This is a genomic window from Kitasatospora sp. SC0581, from assembly GCF_048159585.1.
Taxonomy (GTDB): Bacteria; Actinomycetota; Actinomycetes; order Streptomycetales; family Streptomycetaceae; genus Kitasatospora.
In genome coordinates, this window is the sequence record NZ_JBLRWA010000045.1 from 1 (window position 1) to 18,947 (window position 18,947).

Annotated in this window: 16 protein-coding genes; 5 read left to right on the forward strand and 11 right to left on the reverse strand. The window is 74.5% G+C overall.

Annotation, left to right across the window (positions count from 1 at the left end; translation table 11 throughout):
- A partial coding sequence (locus ACLWS4_RS35630) for a hypothetical protein (RefSeq protein ID WP_416876307.1) occupies positions 1 to 253 on the forward strand: 253 nt, incomplete at its 5' end.
- A gap of 135 nt (positions 254 to 388) precedes the next feature.
- Here the strand turns inward: ACLWS4_RS35630 and ACLWS4_RS35635 are convergent.
- Positions 389 to 1,393 carry a stage II sporulation protein M gene (locus ACLWS4_RS35635; protein ID WP_049660346.1) on the reverse strand — a complete coding sequence of 335 codons (1,005 nt, stop codon included), beginning with the start codon at positions 1,391 to 1,393 and terminating at the stop codon, positions 389 to 391.
- Between the two features lie 320 nt (positions 1,394 to 1,713).
- On the opposite strand from ACLWS4_RS35635, the gene ACLWS4_RS35640 reads away from it, so the two are divergent.
- Entirely contained in the window at positions 1,714 to 2,754 is a 1,041-nt protein-coding gene (locus tag ACLWS4_RS35640) for an RDD family protein (protein ID WP_416876308.1), read from the forward strand.
- Between the two features lie 57 nt (positions 2,755 to 2,811).
- On the opposite strand, the gene ACLWS4_RS35645 is transcribed toward ACLWS4_RS35640, so the two are convergent.
- On the reverse strand, positions 2,812 to 3,450 hold the full coding sequence (locus ACLWS4_RS35645; protein WP_416876309.1) for a hypothetical protein: 639 nt from the start codon (positions 3,448 to 3,450) through the stop codon (positions 2,812 to 2,814).
- Between the two features lie 108 nt (positions 3,451 to 3,558).
- On the opposite strand from ACLWS4_RS35645, the gene ACLWS4_RS35650 reads away from it, so the two are divergent.
- A complete protein-coding gene (locus tag ACLWS4_RS35650; RefSeq protein ID WP_049661338.1) occupies positions 3,559 to 4,071 on the forward strand; it encodes a SigE family RNA polymerase sigma factor in 513 nt (170 codons plus the stop codon).
- Complete coding sequence (locus ACLWS4_RS35655; RefSeq protein WP_416876310.1) at positions 4,068 to 5,093, forward strand: hypothetical protein; 1,026 nt, start codon at positions 4,068 to 4,070, stop codon at positions 5,091 to 5,093. Before ACLWS4_RS35650 ends, ACLWS4_RS35655 begins: the two co-directional genes overlap by 4 nt.
- A gap of 72 nt (positions 5,094 to 5,165) precedes the next feature.
- On the opposite strand, the gene ahcY is transcribed toward ACLWS4_RS35655, so the two are convergent.
- The 6 genes from ahcY to ACLWS4_RS35685 all read right to left on the reverse strand — a co-directional run bounded on the left by ahcY (position 5,166) and on the right by ACLWS4_RS35685 (position 11,611).
- On the reverse strand, positions 5,166 to 6,614 hold the full coding sequence (gene ahcY / locus ACLWS4_RS35660) for an adenosylhomocysteinase (protein WP_049659437.1): 1,449 nt from the start codon (positions 6,612 to 6,614) through the stop codon (positions 5,166 to 5,168).
- 356 nt (positions 6,615 to 6,970) lie between these two features.
- Positions 6,971 to 7,948: a cation diffusion facilitator family transporter gene (locus ACLWS4_RS35665; RefSeq protein ID WP_416876311.1), complete on the reverse strand. Its 978-nt coding sequence runs from the start codon at positions 7,946 to 7,948 to the stop codon at positions 6,971 to 6,973.
- Between the two features lie 79 nt (positions 7,949 to 8,027).
- Positions 8,028 to 9,278 (reverse strand): SIS domain-containing protein, encoded by a 1,251-nt coding sequence (locus ACLWS4_RS35670; RefSeq protein ID WP_375877529.1) that lies wholly within the window; start codon positions 9,276 to 9,278, stop codon positions 8,028 to 8,030.
- Positions 9,279 to 9,382: 104 nt separating this feature from the next.
- A complete protein-coding gene (locus ACLWS4_RS35675) occupies positions 9,383 to 9,565 on the reverse strand; it encodes a Trm112 family protein (protein ID WP_049659271.1) in 183 nt (60 codons plus the stop codon).
- Positions 9,566 to 9,709: 144 nt separating this feature from the next.
- Complete coding sequence (locus tag ACLWS4_RS35680) at positions 9,710 to 11,095, reverse strand: phosphomannomutase/phosphoglucomutase (protein ID WP_416876312.1); 1,386 nt, start codon at positions 11,093 to 11,095, stop codon at positions 9,710 to 9,712.
- A gap of 150 nt (positions 11,096 to 11,245) precedes the next feature.
- A complete protein-coding gene (locus ACLWS4_RS35685; protein WP_049659269.1) occupies positions 11,246 to 11,611 on the reverse strand; it encodes a DUF3499 domain-containing protein in 366 nt (121 codons plus the stop codon).
- 164 nt (positions 11,612 to 11,775) lie between these two features.
- Here ACLWS4_RS35685 and ACLWS4_RS35690 point away from each other — a divergent pair, with 164 nt between their 5' ends.
- The gene (locus ACLWS4_RS35690) at positions 11,776 to 12,228 is read left to right on the forward strand and encodes a metallopeptidase family protein (protein ID WP_049659268.1); all 453 of its coding nucleotides are present in this window, start codon (positions 11,776 to 11,778) and stop codon (positions 12,226 to 12,228) included.
- A gap of 51 nt (positions 12,229 to 12,279) precedes the next feature.
- On the opposite strand, the gene ACLWS4_RS35695 is transcribed toward ACLWS4_RS35690, so the two are convergent.
- The 3 genes from ACLWS4_RS35695 to ACLWS4_RS35705 form a co-directional block, all read right to left on the reverse strand.
- Positions 12,280 to 14,043: a DUF5719 family protein gene (locus tag ACLWS4_RS35695; RefSeq protein WP_416876313.1), complete on the reverse strand. Its 1,764-nt coding sequence runs from the start codon at positions 14,041 to 14,043 to the stop codon at positions 12,280 to 12,282.
- A gap of 6 nt (positions 14,044 to 14,049) precedes the next feature.
- The gene (locus ACLWS4_RS35700; RefSeq protein ID WP_416876314.1) at positions 14,050 to 17,907 is read right to left on the reverse strand and encodes a glycosyltransferase; all 3,858 of its coding nucleotides are present in this window, start codon (positions 17,905 to 17,907) and stop codon (positions 14,050 to 14,052) included.
- A gap of 225 nt (positions 17,908 to 18,132) precedes the next feature.
- Entirely contained in the window at positions 18,133 to 18,405 is a 273-nt protein-coding gene (locus ACLWS4_RS35705) for a WhiB family transcriptional regulator (RefSeq protein WP_030062195.1), read from the reverse strand.
- Between the last annotated feature and the right edge of the window lie 542 nt (positions 18,406 to 18,947).

The following is an 18,947-nucleotide window of genomic DNA, read 5'->3' on the forward strand; positions in this document are numbered from 1 at the left end:
AGGAACGGACGCTTCCTTCGGACCGCCTTCCAGCGGACCCTCCGGGCTTCGTTCTTTCGTGTTTCCAGCTTACCAGACGTTTTCCGCTCCGTTTACCGGCGCTTCATTCATCCGATTCCCGCTGGGGGGATTTCCTGCGAACTTCGTTCCGAAGCCTATCAAGGCTTTCGGAGTGATCCGTCCGTGGGATTTTGCTTCGTCAGAGGACGCGTATTCCGTGGAACACGCTCGCCTCGATTCGGCGGTGTCGTAGACACTAACGCCCGGGACCGACCGTTGTCCAGTCAGTCCCAACCGTTCAAACCTACTAGCCCACCCTCACCACGTCAATGGTTTTGGCCGGACGAGTAGAAGACTAGCAGGTCAGAGACCTGTCGATCACATCGGCTCAGGCCGCGACGGGCTGGAGGTCCGCCCGGTCGGCCGCGTCCAGATCGCCGAACTCCCCGTCCCCGGCGGCCCGCCGGCCCAGCACCAGGGCATAGAGGAGGAAGGCCGCCTCGGCCAGCACACCGATGGAGATGCGGGCCCAGGTCGGCAGGCCGGACGGGGTCACGAAGGCTTCGAGGACGCCGGAGACCGCCAGGACCGTCGCCAGGCCGATCGACATGCCGATGATCGCGCGGCCCTGTTCCGCCAGGGCCACCGAGCGGGTGCGCGGGCCGGGGTCGATGACGGTCCAGCCGAGGCGCAGCCCGAGGCCGCCGGCCACGAAGACCGCGGTCAGCTCCAGCAGGCCGTGCGGGATGAGCAGGCCGAGGAAGACGTCGAGGCGACCGGCGGAGGCCATCAGCCCGACGCCGATGCCGAGGTTGAGCACGTTGGTCCACATCACGTAGAGCACCGGAATGCCCAACGCGATCCCGAACAGCAGGCACTGCACGGCGATCCAGGCGTTGTTCGTCCAGACCTGTGCCGCGAAGGAGCTGGCCGGCCGGTCCGAGTAGTACGTCTCGTACTGGCCGCCGGGGCGGGTCAGCTCCTGGAGGTGTTCGGGCGCGACCAGGCTGTTGCGGACCTCGGGGTGGGTGGCCATCCACCAGGCGAGCAGTGCGGTGGCGACCATCGAGACCACCGCCACCGGCACCCACCAGCGGCGCGAGCGGTAGAGCGCGGCCGGGAAGCTCACCGTGTAGTAGCGGGCGACGTCCTGCCAGCCGTTGGTCCGGGCGCCGGTCACCGCGCTGCGGGCGCGGGAGACCAGGCCGGTCAGCCGGCTCACCAGGGCCGGGTCCGGCGCGGCGGCCTGGACCTTGGCGAGGTGTCCGGTGGCGCGCTGGTAGAGCGTGACCAGCTCGTCGGCCTCCTCCCCGCCGAGCCGGCGCCGGCGGGCGAGGGCGTCCAGTCGGGCCCACTCCCCCTGGTGGGTGGCGACGAAGACGTCCAGGTCCATTTCGGCGGCTCCATAGATCGGCGGCGGGCGCGGACGTGCGTGCGCGGGCGGGTCCGCGGGCGGGCGGGTCCGGGCTGGCGGGTCCGGGCGGACACGCGCGGCCCAGCATGCCAGCAGCGGCCGCCGCCCCGGCCGTCGGGATCTCACTTCCCGTGCGCCCACCGGGCCCCGTATGTTTGCGGCTGCGGATCAGACTGCGGAGAGCGCGTCACGGGGAGCCGGTCCGGGGTGGTTCCCTCCCCCGGCACCGCCGCCCTCCCAGGCGCCGGATCCCCATGGGCGAGCCGTACCGGCTCCAAGAACGTGAACGGACAGGTGTCTTGAGCGACCTGGTGACGGGTGAGGCGGTCGTCCTCGGCCTGCAGACGGCGAAGCTTCCGAGCAGGGCCCTGGCGATCGTGATCGACCTGCTGGTGGAGTTCGCCGCCCTGCTGGTGTTCACGCTGCTGCTGAGCCTCGCGCTGATCGGGCTCGACGGCGCGGCCCTGGCCGCCACGATGATCGGCCTGATGGTGTTCTTCCTGGTCGCCGTGCCCGTGATGGTCGAGACCCTCACCCGCGGCCGCTCGCTCGGCAAGGCCGCGCTCGGCCTGCGCGTGGTGCGCACCGACGGCGGGCCTGTGCGCTTCCGGCACTCGCTGGTGCGCGGGCTGGTCGGCTTCTTCGAGATGATCGTGCTGACCGGCGCCCCGGCCGTGATCACCTCGGCGGTGCACTCGGACGGCAAGCGGCTCGGCGACATCTTCGCCGGGACGGTGGTCGTCCGCGAGCGCACCCCGGGTGCGGGCGGCTCCGCCACCCCGCTGCCGCCGGTGCACCCGCACCTGCTCCAGTCGATGGGCCACGAGCTGGTCGCGATGGACCTGTCCGCGGTACCTGAGCCGCTCTGGCTGGCCGTCCGCCAACTGCTCGGCCGGACGAGCCAGTTGGACCCGGCGGTGATGCACCGGATGTCCACCCGGCTGGCGGAGGACCTGTCCGCCCTGATCGGCCACCCGATCGCGCCGGGGCTGCACCCGGCGGCGTACCTGGGCGCGGTGCTCACCGAGCGCCAGCGGCGGGAGTGGACGCGGGCCCAGCAGCAGCTGTGGGCGGCCGGGCCGATACCCGGCCGACCGGTACCCGCCCAGGTGCCCGCCCAGGTGCCCGCTCCCCGCCCGGCCTCCGGTCCGCTCCCCGCGCCGGCTCCGACCGGCCCGGCCGACGGACGGCCCGTCCGGGTCCTCGGCCTGCCGACCCAGCAGCCCGCGCCCACGGCTCCCCCGGCCCCCGCCGCAGCCCCGGCAGCCGCACCGACCGCCCCGACGGCCCCGTCCTTCGACAAGCCCGCCGCCGGCAGCGGCTTCGCCCCGCCCGCCTGAGGCGAACCGCCCTGGCCGCAGCAGCCCTGCCGCACGGGCCCCGGCCGCGAAGGCCCGCTACTCCTCCTCCGCCCCCACCCGCCAGGCGTTCGGCGGCGACTCCAGCTCCTCCAGCTCGATCCCCTCCGCCGCCAGCACCACGTCGCCCGCCAGGTGCACGACCTGCTGCTCGCCCGTCTCCAGGTCCGCCACCTGGTACCGCTCGACCAGCAGCGGCCCCGAATCCGTCTCGTGGGTGTCGACGCCCTCCAGCAGCCACCCCTGGTCGAGGGTGCGCGGCGCCAGCACCGGCTCGGTGAAGGCCACCAGCCGCACCCGCGCGCTCGCCCCCTCCCGCAGCCGCAGCAGCCGGGCGGTGGCGACCAGGAAGCCCGGCGAGCGGCCGGTGAAGGCGTGCGCCCGGTCGTGGCCCTCCGCCGCGAGCTCGCCGCCGGGGTCGGCCGCGTCGGTCCGGACCCAGGCCACCCCGTCCACCGCCCCGCCGCGCACCTGCCAGCCGCCGGCCCGCAGCTCCAGCCGCAGCGGCCGGGCGCGCGAGTCCAGCGTCAGGTCGGTGCTGCCGAGCACCCGGCCGTCCGGCGCGTAGGTCTTGGAGACGTACCGCCACCCGGCCGCCCCGGGGGCGCAACTGAAGCGTTCCTCCCCGAGCGGGACGTGGTCGTGCGGGTCGTGGAGCGAGTACCGGCCGTTGGGCATGCCGGAAAGCCTACGTGCGCGGTTCGCGTGCAACGTTCCGGCCGGTGCCCGCATTAGAGGGGCGGACGGCGCGCCGGTGCGCCGCCACCACGACGAGAGGGGGTGCGGATGGCGAAGCAGACGCGCGACGTGGAGTTCACGGAGTACGTGGCCTCCAGGAGCGGCTGGCTGCGCAAGGTCGCCTATCTGCTGTGCGGGGACTGGCACCGGGCCGACGACCTGGTGCAGGAGTGCGCGACCAAGCTGTACGTGAACTGGTCGCGGGCCGGCCGGGTCGAGAACCTGGACGGCTACGCCCGCAGGGTGCTGGTCAACACCTTCCTCGCCGAGCAGCGCTCGTCCTGGTGGCGGCGGACGTCACGGACCGCGGCGCCGGTGGACGTGGCGTCGGTGGCCGCCGACCTCGACGCCCGGCTCGACCTGCGCAAGGCGCTGGCCGCGCTGCCGCCCAAGCAGCGGGCCACCGTGGTGCTCCGGTACTACTGCGACCTCACGGTCGATCAGACCGCCGATGCGATGAGCTGCTCCTCGGGCAACGTGAAGAGCCAGACCTCACGGGCGCTCGCCACCCTCCGGACGACGCTCTCCCCCCGTCCCACCACCGCCGAGAGGACGTCATGAGGTCGCACGAGCAGCGTGATCTGACCGCCCGGCTGAGCGCCCTCGCCGAGGCCCCGGCGCCGCCCGCCGCACTCGACACCTCGGCGGTGATCGCCCGCGGCCGGGTCCGGCTGCGCCGCCGCCGGCAGGCCCTGGTCGGTGTGGTGGCCGGGTCGACCGCCGCCGTCCTGGCCGGCGTCCTGCTGCTGCGCCCGGCCGGGGCGCCGCCCGCGCCGGCCGTCCCCGCGCCCACCGCCCCGGTCTCGCTCGCGCCGTCACCGACGGCCGCACCGACCCCGGCGGCGAAGACCGGTCCGCTGAGCGCCGAGGCCCGCTTCGGCTGGCTGCCGTCGTGGCTGGCCCGGCCGGCCGTCGGCTACGCGAACAGCGACAGCCGTTCCGTCGCCACCGCGGCCACCACCACCGCCGTCCTCAACGCGACCCCCGCCCTGAAGCTGGAGCTGCTGCGCGGCCCCGGCGAGTCCCCCGCCCCCGGACAGCACATCGCCCCCGCGCCCCCGGTCGCCGGCCGGGAGGCCCAGTGGCTGCTCACCGACGCGTCGGGATCCCTGGGCGGGCTGCGCTGGCTGACCGCCTCCGGCCGCTGGGCCCAGCTGACCGCCACCCTGTGGCTGGACGCGAAGGTCCAGGACGACCTGCTCCGGGTCGCGGCCGGCGCCGAGTTCGGCGACCGGGACGTCCCGTTCCCGGTGCGCCCGACCGGCCTGCCCGCCGACCTCGGGCTGCGGAACGCCGAGGTCCACCGGCCCACCAGGGACTCCGAGCCCCCGTGGAGCGCCATCCTGTCGTACACCGTCGGCGACAAGTGGCTGAGCGTCACGGTCCAGCCGGACGGCTTCGGGAAGTTCGCGGACGGCCGGCCGAACGGCGGCACCCCGGTGTGCCGGGTCGAGAAGGGCGTCCAGCTCTGCGCCAACGGCACCGCGGCGGGGCTCCCGTCCGTCCAGGGGGCCGGCGGACTGGCGGGTCTGCTCGAGCGGTTCGAGGTGCTCGGCGCGGACGAGGCCTCCTGGACCCGCTGAACCGCCCCGGCGGAACGCCGACGGCCGGCGCCCCCGGAGGGGAGGGCGCCGGCCGTCGGATCCGCTGATCGGTCAGTAGCGGTACTGCTCCGACTTGAACGGGCCCTCGACCGGGACGCCGATGTAGTCGGCCTGCTCCTGGCTCAGGGTGGTCAGCTTCACGCCCAGCGCGTCGAGGTGCAGGCGGGCGACCTTCTCGTCCAGGTGCTTCGGCAGCACGTAGACGCCGATCGGGTACTGCTCGGTCTTCGTGAACAGCTCGATCTGGGCGATCGTCTGGTTGGCGAAGGAGTTGGACATCACGAAGGACGGGTGGCCGGTCGCGTTGCCCAGGTTCAGCAGGCGGCCCTCGGAGAGGACGATGATGGTGCGGCCGTCGGCCTTGCGCCACTCGTGGACCTGCGGCTTGACCTCGGTCTTCACGACGCCGTCGAGCTTGGCCAGGCCGGCCATGTCGATCTCGTTGTCGAAGTGGCCGATGTTGCCGACGATGGCCTGGTGCTTCATCCGGGCCATGTGCGAGGCCATGATGATGTCCTTGTTGCCGGTCGTGGTGATGAAGATGTCGGCGATCTCCACGACCTCCTCCAGGGTGGTGACCTGGTAGCCGTCCATCGCCGCCTGCAGCGCGCAGATCGGGTCGATCTCGGTGACGATCACGCGGGCGCCCTGGCCGCGCAGCGACTCGGCGCAGCCCTTGCCGACGTCGCCGTAGCCGCAGACGACCGCGACCTTGCCGCCGATCAGGACGTCGGTGGCGCGGTTGATGCCGTCGATCAGCGAGTGGCGGCAGCCGTACTTGTTGTCGAACTTCGACTTGGTGACCGAGTCGTTGACGTTGATGGCCGGGAACAGCAGCTGGCCGTCACGGTGCATCTCGTACAGGCGGTGGACACCGGTGGTGGTCTCCTCGGTCACGCCCTTGATCGTGGAGGCGACCTCGGTCCACTTGTTCGGGGTGTCCTTGAGGGTGCGGTTGAGCAGCTCCAGGATGATCCGGAACTCGTCGTTGTCCGCGGTGGACGGGTCCGGCGCGACGCCGGCCTTCTCGAACTCGACGCCCTTGTGGATCAGCAGGGTGGCGTCGCCGCCGTCGTCCAGGATCATGTTCGGGGTCTTGCCGTCAGGCCAGGTCAGGGCCTGCTCGGTGCACCACCAGTACTCCTCCAGGGTCTCGCCCTTCCAGGCGAAGACCGGCACGCCCTGCGGGTTCTCCGGGGTGCCCTCCGGGCCGACGGCGATGGCGGCGGCCGCGTGGTCCTGGGTGGAGAAGATGTTGCAGGAGCACCAGCGGACCTCGGCACCGAGCGCCGTCAGGGTCTCGATCAGCACGGCGGTCTGGATGGTCATGTGCAGCGAGCCGGTGATGCGGGCGCCGGCCAGCGGCTGCGCCTCGGCGTACTCGGCGCGGATCGCCATCAGACCGGGCATCTCGTGCTCGGCCAGCTGGATCTCCTTGCGGCCGAACGGCGCCAGGGAAAGGTCGGCGACCTTGAAGTCACCGGTGATGTCGGTCGACATGCGTCTGCTCCTCGCTGATGGGGGTGGGGCCATAGGTCCGGGCGTGCGTCGCGTGCGTCAGGCCGTACGGGTGCACGGCCACGCCGGGACCGCCGGGTCCGTGGTGGTGGACCGGCTTCCCGTTGCGCAGCACAAACCGTCGGAGGACCTCTCTCCCTCGACCGGCGCGCGCCCCGCGGGGTGCGGACCGCCGATCGACCGCCATCAGCAGCGACGTTCTGGCTCTGGTGACGAATCTACACCGATGGCCCCGCCGGCCGTCCGCCGATGACCGATTTCGGCCCCCGGTCCGACCCGCTCTCAAGCCGGGCCCCAGGACGGGCCGGTGTGCGGGACAGGTCGGTGCGCGGGAGGGGTCAGTGCGCGCCGCCCGGGCCGGGGCCGCCGGGCGTGGCGGCCGGGTCGTCGCCCGCCGCGGCCTTCTCGGCGCTGTACACGTCGGGCTCCAGGTAGATCGCCCGGGCGATCGGGACGACCGCGCGGACCCGCGACTCGGCGGCGTCGATCGCCTCCGCGACCCGGGCGGCGCTGTCCTCCGCGTTGACGGCGATCTTGGCCGCGACCAGCAGCTCCTCCGGACCGAGGTGCAGGGTGCGCATGTGGATCACCCGGGTGACCGCCTCGCCGTCCACCAGCGCCTCCCGGATCCGGCGCACCGAGTCCTTGTCGGCCGACTCGCCGAGCAGCAGCGACTTGGTCTCCAGGGCGAGCACCACGGCGATCACCACCAGCAGGAGGCCGATGCACAGGGTGCCGATGCCGTCCCAGACGCCGTCGCCGGTGATCACGGTGAGCCCGACGCCGAACAGCGCGAGCACCAGGCCGATCAGCGCGCCGGTGTCCTCCAGCAGCACCACCGGCAGCTCCGGCGCCTTGGCGGTGCGGATGAACTGGGTCCAGCTCTGCTTGCCCTTGGCCTTCTCCGACTCCCGCATCGCGGTCAGGAAGGACCAGCCCTCCATGCCGATGGCGAAGACCAGCACGCCGACCGCCCAGCCCCAGGCGTCCAGCGCCTCCGGGTGGCTGATCTTGTGCCAGCCCTCGTAGACCGCGAACAGGCCGCCGACGCTGAACAGCACGATGGCCACCAGGAAGCCGTACACGTAGCGCTCGCGGCCGTACCCGAAGGGGTGCTCCTCGTCGGCCGCCCGGCGCGCCCGCTTGCCGCCGATCAGCAGCAGCACCTGGTTGCCGGAGTCGGCCACCGAGTGCACGCCCTCGGCCAGCATCGAGGAGGAGCCGGTGAAGCCGAAGGCGGTGAACTTGGCCACGGCGATCGCCAGGTTCGCGGACAGCGCCGCGATCAGTGCCTTGGTACCGCCTTCGGTGCTCATGCTTCCAGGTCCTCACGGGTCGGTCGGCGTCGTCGAGCGCTTACCGTACCGGCCCCGGGGGCCCGATCGGCCGACCGTCTCAGGACTGCGCGGCGGCGAGCCCCAGGTAGACGGCGGCGAAGTCGGTCAGCGCGACCAGGTCGGCCAGCGCGTGCAGCGCGTCCGGCCGGGTGCTCGCGTACTCGGTCAGCCGGACGTCGTGCGCGGCGGCCAGCCGGTGCGCCCGGGAGACGCCGAAGCTGCGCGGCCCGGCGTCCTCCTCCGGCACCTCGGCCGGGCCGTCCTGCTCGTCCGGCGCCGCCGGGCCGGCCGCGCCGGGGGCGTGCCGCAGCAGCAGGACCTGGAGGTGCAGCGGGTCCGGCTCCTCGACCCGGTCGCGGAAGAAGTCGTCCGGATCGGCGCCCGCGCCCAACTGCCCGGTGAACATGCCGCGGTGGGCGGTGAGCACCTGCGGCAGCGGCCCGGCCAGCGCCGGACGCCCGGCCCGGTCGGCCAGCTGGGCGGCGAACCGGGTGGCGGCCGCCCCGGCGATCGGGCCCTCGGCCCACAGCAGCGGGACCGTCCCGGCCAGCCGGGCGGCCAGGCCCTTCGCCGGGTTGGTGTACGCGGCGGCGTCCGGGCGGCAGCGCACCGCGGCGGCGTCCAGCAGGTCGGCGAGGGCCGGCAGCGCGTCGTACGGGAGCTGGGTGAGGCCGATCTTCTGGGCGAGCGCCAGCAGCGGGGCGAGGTGGGACCAGAGCGCCGCCGGGTCCTCGGCCGGCAGGTCCGGCTCGACGGCCGTCACGGGCGCGAGGTCCTCGGGCAGCACCGAGGCCACGAACGGCAGCGGCAGCGCGCGCACCTGCAGCGCGGCCTCGGCCAGCGCGCTGCCGGCCGGGGCGGTCACCACGATCGCGCAGCCGCGCGCGTACGCCTGCTCGGCGAGGGCGACCAGGCCCTGCTCGCCGCCGTCGGCGGAGCTGATCACCAGCAGGTCCAGCGGGCCGGCCCAGCCGGGCAGCTGCCAGCCGAGCCCGGCGGTGAAGGCGGGCGGGGCGCCGGCCCGGTCGGCGCGCGGGGCGGCGGCCTCGGTCGGCGGCAGCGGGGTGACCAGGGAGCTCGTACCGGCCAGCGCCGAGAGCATCTCGGCGGCGGTCAGCGCGCTGCCGTGCCCGGCGACCAGGACGGCACGCGGGCGGCCGTCCGGACGCAGCCGGTCGAGGCCGGCCGCCTCGGCCTGCCGCAGCGCGGTGCGGACCCGCGCACCGGCGCCGGCCAGGGCCAGCAGGGCGCGGTCGTGGTCGGCGCGCTGGAGGGCGGCCGGGTCGTCGAGCAGGGTGTCGTCGAGCATGCGGCGAACCTCCGGCTGCGGTCCTGGACGGGCGGTCGGGGCGGTCGGGGCGGCTTCGTCCCGGGGCTTCCGCCCGGGCTTCGTCCCGGGCGTCGCCCCCAGGATCAGGCCGGGCGGCGGGCCTCGTCCACCAGGAGGACCGGAATGCCCTCGCGGACCGGGTACGCGAGGCCGCAGTCCGCGCCGGTGCAGACCAGCTCGGGCTGCTCCTCGGTGCCGCCCTCGACGAGCGCGGCCCGGCACTGCGGGCAGACCAGGATCTCCAGCAGGAAGGATTCGAGCTTCATGGGGCTCTCCAAGGTTCGGGGGTGGCACGGAGGTGCCCCGGCCGATAGGAAACCCTACCGGCCGGGGCACCGGGGCCCGTGTTCAGGCGCTCCGCGCGGGCGCGAGCCCGGTCGGGGGCTCGGGCGGGGCGTCGGGCGAGGGGCTCAGCCGCGGACGACGGCGAGCACGCCGTCGCGCAGCTCGGCCATCTTCGCCGGGTCCTTGGCCTCGACGTTCAGGCGCAGCAGCGGCTCGGTGTTGGAGGCGCGCAGGTTGAACCACCAGTCCGGGCCGGCCACGGTCAGGCCGTCCAGCTCGTCCACCGTGGCGCCCTCCCCGCCCGCGTAGGCGGCGCGGACGGCGGCGGTGCTGGCGGCCTGGTCGGCCACGGTGCTGTTGATCTCGCCGGAGGCGGCGTAGCGGTCGTACTCGGCGGTGAGCCCGGACAGCGCGGACGGCTGCCCGCCGAGCGCGGCCAGCACGTGCAGCGCGGCCAGCATGCCGGTGTCGGCGCGCCAGAAGTCGCGGAAGTAGTAGTGCGCGGAGTGCTCGCCGCCGAAGACGGCGTCGGTCTCGGCCATCTCCTGCTTGATGAAGGAGTGGCCGACCCGGGTGCGCACCGGCTTGGCGCCGAGCTCGCGGACCACCTCGGGGACGGTCCAGGAGGTGATCAGGTTGTGGATGACGGTCGGCTCGGCCTCGCCGGCGGCCCGGGCGCGGGCGATCTCGCGGACGGCGACCAGGGCGGTGATCGCCGACGGGGAGACCGGCTCGCCGCGCTCGTCCACGACGAAGCAGCGGTCGGCGTCGCCGTCGAAGGCGAGGCCCACGTCGGCGCCGACCTCGCGGACCTTGGCCTGGAGGTCGACCAGGTTCTTCGGGTCGAGCGGGTTGGCCTCGTGGTTCGGGAAGGTGCCGTCCAGCTCGAAGTACATCGGGACGAGCTCGATCGGCAGGCCGTCGAAGACGGTCGGCACGGTGTGGCCGCCCATGCCGTTGCCGGCGTCCACCACGACCTTGAGCGGGCGGATCGCGGTGAGGTCGACCAGGCCCAGCAGGTGGTCGGCGTAGCCGCGCAGGGTGTCCTGGGCGGACAGCGCGCCCGGCTTCACGTCCCTGGCCGGGACGGTGACGGTGTCGTCCTCGGCGGTCCAGGACTCGACCAGCTCGCGGATCTCGGACAGGCCGGTGTCCTGGCCGACCGGGGCCGCGCCGGCCCGGCACAGCTTGATGCCGTTGTACTGGGCCGGGTTGTGGCTGGCGGTGAACATCGCGCCGGGCAGGTCGAGCTTGCCGCTGGCGTAGTACAGCTGGTCGGTGGAGCACAGCCCGATCTGCACCACGTCGGCGCCGTAGGCCGCGGCGCCCTCGGCGAAGGCCAGGCTCAGCGACGGCGAGGAGGGCCGCATGTCGTGCCCGACCACGATCGCGGTCGCGCCGGTGACCTGCACGAATGCGGCACCGAAGGCCCGGGACAGGCTCTCGTCCCACTGGTCCGGGACAACGCCTCGGACGTCGTACGCCTTCACGAGCTGCTTGAGGTCGCGCACTGCGGCTCCACCCTGGTTTTAGGACTGATCACGAAACGTCGGGGCCACCGCGCGTCGGTCGACGGGCGCGGTGACGGTAGACGGGCAGCGTACCCGGGCCGGACGAACGCCCCGTGCCAGGACCGGGGACGCCCCGTACCGGGAGGGGTGTCAGTTGTCGGGCGAGCGCAGCACCCGGAGGTGGCCGCGGCGGCCGCCCTCGGTGGACTCGCCCTCGAAGCCGCGGCCCTGACGGGGGGTCTGCGGGCGGGCGGCCTCGCGCACGGCGTTGGCCAGCGCCTCCAGGTCGTCGCTGCTGCGGCGCAGCGGCCCGGCCTCGGCGGCGAGCCGGACGACCTCCCAGCCGCGCGGGGCGGTGAGCCGCTCGGCGTGCTCGGCGCACAGGTCGTAGCAGTGCGGCTCGGCGTAGGTGGCGAGCGGCCCGAGGACGGCGGTGGAGTCCGCGTAGACGTACGTCAGCGTCGCGACGGCCGGCCGGCCGCACGCGGTCCGCGAACAACGACGTACAGAGCTCACGAGGGTGGACGGTACCGCACTCCCCGCCGGGGAGCGAAGACCGCCTGCCCGGAGGGGGTGCCGTGTCGCCCCGCGGGCGCCGGGTCCGCGTATCCGACGCCCCGTGCGATTCCCGGTCGGAGTGGTCCACTTCCGACCGTCCAAGGACTACCCTCGGCAGTGATATGGACAGCTCCGCACCGCAGTCATCGACAGGCCCGGCGCGCCGCCCCCGGCACCGCGACCGGCACGGGCGGGGCCTGCGCGGCCCGCTGGCGCCGCCCCAGGTGCCGATCTCGCTCACCCGCTCCGAACTGTTCGACGACTACGTGCGCGAGTCGGTGGAGCGCCTCGAACGGCGTTGGCCGCAGTTGATCGAGGTGGAGTTCGCCGTCCAGGAGGTGCCGCTGCACGAGCCGGACGGCGCCGACGCCGAGGACGGCGTGCCGCTGGGGCGGGTGTCGCCGGGCCAGCAGGGGCGCAAGAGCCAGATCGTGGTGTACCGGCGGCCGGTGGAGATCCGGGCGAAGACCCGGGAGGACCGCGCGGCGCTGGTGCACGAGATCCTGATCGAACAGGTCGCGGAGCTGCTCGGGCTGTCGCCGGACGCCATCGACCCGCGCTACGACGAGGACTGAGACGGGTCGGGGCCCGCGCCGGGTGTCCGGCGCGGGCCCCGCTCGGCGCGCTCAGCGCAGGACGACACCCGGGTCCTGGCCGGCCTGCGGGACCTTGACGGTGCTGCGGTCGTCGCGCATCGCCTGGACGGTGAACATCGGCACGTCCTTGGCCGGCAGGGAGAGCATCCGGGCGGCCACCACCGGGCCGCCGGAGACGGTCTCCACGGTGAGCGCGAAGACGCCGTTCAGCCCGGCGGGCTCGGGCGCCGGGAGGGCGACCGTGCCGCCGGCCGGCAGCTGGACCTCCTTGGTGGCCGGGGTGCCGCCGCCGCTGCCGGCCGAGGCGGTGACCCGGACGGTGGCGGCCTCGCCGCTGGAGGTCAGGTAGAGCGTGGAGGCGCCGGCCCGGTTGTCGGCGACGGTGGCGCGGGCGCCGACCGGGTCGCTGCCGGTCAGCCAGGCCGCGTCGGTCTTGCCGTTGGCCGCCGCCCGGTCGACCCGCAGCCCGGCCACGACCGGGGTGCGGTGCTTGTCGTCGCTGGGCGACAGCCGCAGCCCGGCGACCTCGTCCCGGGTGAGCTTGCCGAGGTCGACGGCGGCCACCATGCCCGCCTTGACGTGGATCGACTCGTTGCCGGCCGGGCTGAACCAGCCGTTCTTGCCGGACAGCTGGATCTTCAGGTCGGCGTCGTCCTCCGGCGGCGCCCAGACCACCAGGCGGGCGGAGGCGGTGTCGGCGGGCAGGCCGGGCATCACCTGGACCGGGGCCGGGGCGTCCGAGGCGGGGACCCAGTCGGCGCCCTTGCCGCCGTCGGCGGCGTGCAGCGCGGCACCGACCCGCCCGGAGCGCACCACCACGTGCACCGCGAGGTCGGCGACCGCGCCCTTGGTGAGGGTCGACAGCAGGACGGCCTGGGAGCTGCCGGGCGAGACGGTGATCCCGTTGGCGGCGTCGTTGTCGATCAGGCCCTTGTCGCCGTACAGCTTGATGTCCACCACCGCGGCGGCGGACTCGGTGTTGACCAGGCTGAGGTAGTCGACCCGGTCGGCGGCGGTGCTGGCCCCGGCGAACCAGAAGCTGGTCGCGGCCGGGGTGCAGGTGAGGCCGGACAGGCCGAGGCCGCGCTGCTCGGTGACCACCGTGGTCTGGGTGACGGTGAAGCCGGGGGCGAGGGCGCCGGTGGCGACGGCCCCGGTGCCGGGCGCGGCGTCGCCGTTGGCGGCCGGGCCGGTGGCCGGGGTGCCGGGCTTGGGCACGGTCAGCCGGGCGTCGGCGGGCGCCGCGTTCTTGTCCTGGACCGGGGCGCCCGGGGCGCCCGAGCCGGTCGGGGCCGGGGTGGCGGCGGCCGGGGCCGCGGGGGCGGTGGTCGGCTGGGCGGCGGGCACGGCGGGCGCGGCCGCGTCGGAGAGCCAGCCGGCCCCGCCGGTGGCGGAGCCCGTCCCGGGCGGGGTGTAGGCGGTGAGCGTGGTCGAGCCGGTCAGGCCCTGGACCGGCTGCGGGCAGACCACCGAGGTCCGCTCGACCTGCGCGGTGGTCGCGGCGGCTCCGGTGCCGGCCTTGGCCGGGGCGGCCGGCGGGCGCACCTGGGCGATCCCGAACACCGCCGCGAGCACCACGGCCGCGGCGAGCAGGGACTGGGTGGTCTTCGCCGCCCCGCCGGACCCGGCTGCTCCGGCCCCCTCGGCTCCTCCGGCTCGCCCGGCGAGCGGGCCGCGGCCGCGGCCGGGGCGGGACGTCCGGGCCGGGCCGGACGGCTCCGCCGCGACGGCGGGCCCGGCCGGCTCGGCGGCCTCGCCGGCGCCGGACTTCTTCCTGAATGCGGGCTTCTTCATCGCGGGTCAGCTCCCCGATCCGTGCTGGTGCGGGTACCGGCCGGGGCCGTTGGGGTCGTTCGGGTCGTACGGGGCCTCGCCCTGGGGCTGGCCGGGCAGCCAGGGCTGCTGCTGCTCGGGCTGCTGCCCGCCGTCGTAGCCGTGGACCTCGTAGTACGGCTGCTGCTCGGGCTGGTACGGCTGCTCGTAGCCCTGCTGCCGGCCGTACCCGTGGGCGTCGTACCCCTGGGTGTCGTAGCCCTGGCCGCCGTACGGCGCGGCGACCGGCTGCTGGGCCGCGTACTGGTCGTAGCTGTACGGGTCGGCCTGCTGGTACGCCTGGTACGGGTCCGTGTACTGCTCGGCGTCCTGGATGGCGGCGGCCGCCTGGACGGCGCCGGTCACCGGCTCGGAGCTCGGCTGGGCCGGGATCGCGCCCGGCCGGTCGTACACCCCGGACTCCTCGGCACCGCCCTCGGCGCCCTCCGCGCCCTCGCCGCGCTCGGCCATCCGGCGGGCCCGGCGGCTGCCGGGGGCGGGGGCCTGCGCCTGGGCGGCGGCGGCCAGCGCGGCGGTGGCGACGGCCTCCTCCGGCAGGTCGTCGTCCTTGTGGCTGCGGCGGCCGGGCAGGGCCAGCACCAGGATGGTGAGGCCGAGCAGCACCTGGGCCCAGATCCAGCCGGTGTGGGCGGCGCCGCCCTCGCGGGTGACGGCCAGCTTGCCGCCGGCGGCCGGGAGCTTGAAGCCCTGCGCCCAGCCGTCGACCGTGGTGGGCTCCAGCGCGGTGCCGTTGACGGTGGCCTTCCACTCCGGGGCGGCGGACTCGGCGAGCCGCAGCACCCGGCCGTCCGGGCCGGCCGGGACGGTGGCGGACAGGTCGCGGGCCCCGGACGGGACGACCACCGGGGTGGCCCCCGGGGCGGTGATCACCGCGCGGACCGCGGGGGTGCCGTTGACCTGCCAGAGCGCGGCGGCGCCGTCCTGGTTGGCCTTGACCAGGCCGGGGGTGGTGTCCAGGACGTCCTTGAAGGCGTCGATCACCGGCTGCTGGACCAGCACGTAGGCGATGCCATAGCCGGCCAGGGCACTCGCCTGGTCGGCGCCGGAGCCGGCCAGCAGGCTGCCGACCATCTTGTTCAGGCCGTCCTGGGTGCCGGTCGCCGGGTCGACGGTGGACTCGGCCTGGCCGAGCGTCAGACCGGCGCCGCGCAGCACGGTGTAGCGGACCGCGCCGCCGCCCTTCTCCCCGGTGACGACCAGGGTGCGGGCCCGGTCGGTGGTGCCGGCCTCCTCGGCGATGAACGCGGGGACCTGGTCGGCCTGGCCGCGGTGCAGCGGCCCGCCGGCGCCGGTCAGCGCCCACCACAGGCCGGTGCCCAGCGGGGCCAGCACGGCCGAGGCCACCACCAGGGCGGCCACCGGCTGGCGCCAGCCGAAGGCGATCCCGGCGACGCGGGCGTTGGCGCCGTCGGCGCCGATCGCGGCGGCGGCGAGCAGGGCGAGCCCGGCGATCAGGGTCGCCGGGCCGGTCCAGGCGGGCACCGCCGGACCGCCGGAGGCCGGGGTGACGGAGGTGCCCGCCACCACGACCGAGAAGACCAGGCCGGCGCCGGCCGCGCCCCAGGCGACGAGCACCGCACGGCGGCGGTCGGCGCGCAGCAGCGCGGCCAGGGCGGCCAGCACGACACCCGCCGAGAGCCAGACCGGCGGCACCCCGGCGCCGCCCGGGTTGACCAGCAGCAGGCCGGCCGCGCTCGCGCCGGTGCCGTGCAGACCGGGCAGCCCGGCCTCCAGCAGCAGCCACTGCGGGTGCGACAGCACCTTGAGCGACCACGGGGCCAGCACCGCGACCGGCACCGCCAGGATCACCAGGACGCGCAGGCCGAGCGGCCGCAGGGCCGCACCGCCGGAGCCGAAGGCGCTGCCGCGCAGCACCCCGACGACCAGCATCGCCAGGCAGAGCGGCACCGCGAGCGCCCACGTTATCGGGACGAAGGCGGTGGCCAGGGTGAGCAGCAGGACGGTCATCCAGACCGGGCGCCAGCCCGGGCGGGCGCCCTTGGCGGCGCTCTCGGCGCGGATGCCGAGGCCGGCCGCGATGGCCGCGGCGCGGGCCAGCGGCGGCAGCAGCACGGCGAGCACGGCGGTGCCGATCCGGCCCTGGGCGAGCGCGCCGGTCGCGGCGGGCAGCAGCGCGTAGGTGGCGCTGGCCCAGGCGCGGACCAGCTTGGAGTCCAGCAGCGGCCGGGACACCAGGTAGGCGCTGACCGCGGAGAGCGGGACGGAGAGCACCACAAGCAGGGTGAGCGCGAGGTCGGCGTGGTCGAACAGGATCCAGGAGAGCACCGCGAGCACGCCGAGGTACGGCGGTGCGGCGGCGGTGGACCCGGTGCCGACCGGGTGCCAGGCGTCCGCGTACATCGACCAGAGGCCGCCGGCCCCGTCGGCCGCCGGCAGCAGGGCGCCGCCGAACAGCTCGCCGCTGCCGAGCAGGCCGCAGCAGGCGATCAGGGCGAACACCAGCAGGGCCGCGAACAGCACCGGCGCCGGGCGCCGGGCGAGCTTCTTGAGCAGGGCGAACTGCTCGACGACCAGGTCCTCGGCGTCCTCGTCGCCGCCGGCCTCGGCCGAGCCGTGCCGGCCGGTGTCGTCGCCGCCCCCTATCCCGAGCGAGCCGACGACGCCCTCGACCGCCAGCCGGGTGGTGGCGCCGGGGGCCGGGAAGAGCGTGCGGTCGTCCAGGGCGTCCGCCGACCGGGACTTGGCGCGGCGTTTACGCCCGGCCAACAGCCGTGGGAAGCGGACGAGTTCGTGGCCGAGGCCGGCGAGTTCGTCGAAGGCCTGGCGCGGGTCCTTGCCGAGCAGGTTGGTGACGGCCCGCAGCAGGGTGCCGAGCACCAGCCGCAGCAGGACGTAGGGGAAGAGCGCGCCCTTGCAGTTGGTGAGCAGGGTGTAGACGGCGCCGGCCTTGTCCATCCGGTGCGGATGGGCGGGGCCGCAGTCGATCGCCCGGCGCTCGCGGGCGGCCGCCTCGGCGTGCCGCAGCACGGCGTCGGGGGCGACCACCACGCGGTGGCCGGCGGCGTTGACCCGCCAGCAGAAGTCGGTGTCGTCCCGCATCAGCGGGAGGGCCCGGTCGAAGCCGCCGAGCTCCTCGAAGACGTCCCGGCGCACCAGCATGCCGGCGCTGGAGACGGCGAGCACCGGGCGGACCTGGTCGTGCTGGCCCTGGTCCTGCTCGCGGCGGTCGAGGCCGGTCCAGCGGCGGCCGGAGCGGGCGATGGTGACGCCGACCTCGAGGAGCTGGCGGCGGTCGTACCAGCTGCGCAGCTTGGGGCCGACCACGGCGGCGCTGGGGGTGGAGTCGGCGACCTGGAGCAGTCGGCGCAGGGCGTCGGTCTGCGGCTCGCAGTCGTCGTGCAGCAGCCAGAGCCACTCGACCGGCCGGGTCTCGCGCGGGCCGCCGCGGCCGAGGTCGTCCTCCTGGGCGAGCGGGTCGCCGAAGTCGTCCCAGCCGCCGGTGACCGGGTCGTAGCCGGAGGGGTCGAGCCGGTACGGGAGGTCCTCCGGGCGCAGGGGCGCGCTGCCCGCCACGGCCTCGTGGACGGCGGTGCCGAAGCCGGCCCGGCGGCCGAGGACCAGCGGTCCGCTCTCGGGCAGCCAGTCGGCGAGGGTGTCCGCGAGCAGTTGCGGAGAGTTGTCGGTGGATCCGGTGTCGACCGCGAGGACGCGCTGGACCTGGCGGTCCTGACCGAGCAGGCCGGCCATGGCCCGCGGGAGCCAGCGGGCGCCGTCGTGCGAGACGATCACGGCGGTGACCAGGTGGCGCGGATAGGCGGGCGGCCGGGAAGCGGTGGAGCCGCTCTGGTGGCTGTAGACGGTCATCGCGTGCGCGGGCCCCAGTTCTCGGTGGACACAGCCGGTGAACGGCAACCGGATGGCGCACCACACTAACGGCTCCGGGTGGCCGCTTCGTCCGGGGTGTGCGTGCGGGGACGGTGAAGGGGCCCCGGGAACACGAAAGCGCCCCACCACCGCGGTGAGGCGCCCGTACAGCTGTGCGGTTGTCCGTCGCTGTCGAAGGGTCAGCGGGGGGCGGGGGCCGCCCGGTCAGACCGCGCTCTTCTTGAGCCGACGGCGCTCGCGCTCGGAGAGGCCGCCCCAGATGCCGAAACGCTCGTCATTGGCGAGGGCGTACTCCAGGCACTCGGAACGGACCTCGCAGGCGAGGCAGACCTTCTTGGCCTCGCGGGTCGAGCCGCCCTTCTCGGGGAAGAAGGACTCGGGGTCGGTCTGGGCGCACAACGCGCGCTCCTGCCAGCCGAGTTCCTCCTCGTCCTCCGCGATGCCGTCCCCGATCAACAGCTCAAAGAGCTCGCTCATGTGGCGCGCCTCCTCTGCCCCTACTTGGCGTCCCCGTGGTTGCCGTTGCCTCGTGCGGCTGACGACACGAGTGAAATTACAGTTGCGTCACTCTGGCCCAGTCAAGCCGAGCTCTGGTATTGGGGCTGGGATTCACTCCCTGGCACCAAGCCGTTACGAATAGTGTACATATCCGGACACATCGGACCTTCCACCTCAAGGTCCTGAACGGTGCCGAACCATCCGCAACCATTCACCGGGTGACGCTCGGTCACCGTCACAGGCCGGTCATCGGCCTGCCTTCCCGGCGATCTTCCCATCGAAACATAGAGAGTGATGAATCACCCCATCAGGGAAAGATCCGGACCTAACCCACTCGAATGCCGCATCCTTCGGTTTGACACCGCCCCTGCGGATGCGGTGTCCTTGCTCCTATGTCAGAGTTCGCCAGCCCCCGGAGCGGTTCCACGCTCCGCCGTGCCGTGAACTCTTGTTGTCGCCTCTGTTCCTGCTGTATCTAGGCGCCCGCGTCCCACCGCGCGCCGCCCCCAGGAAGCACAGAG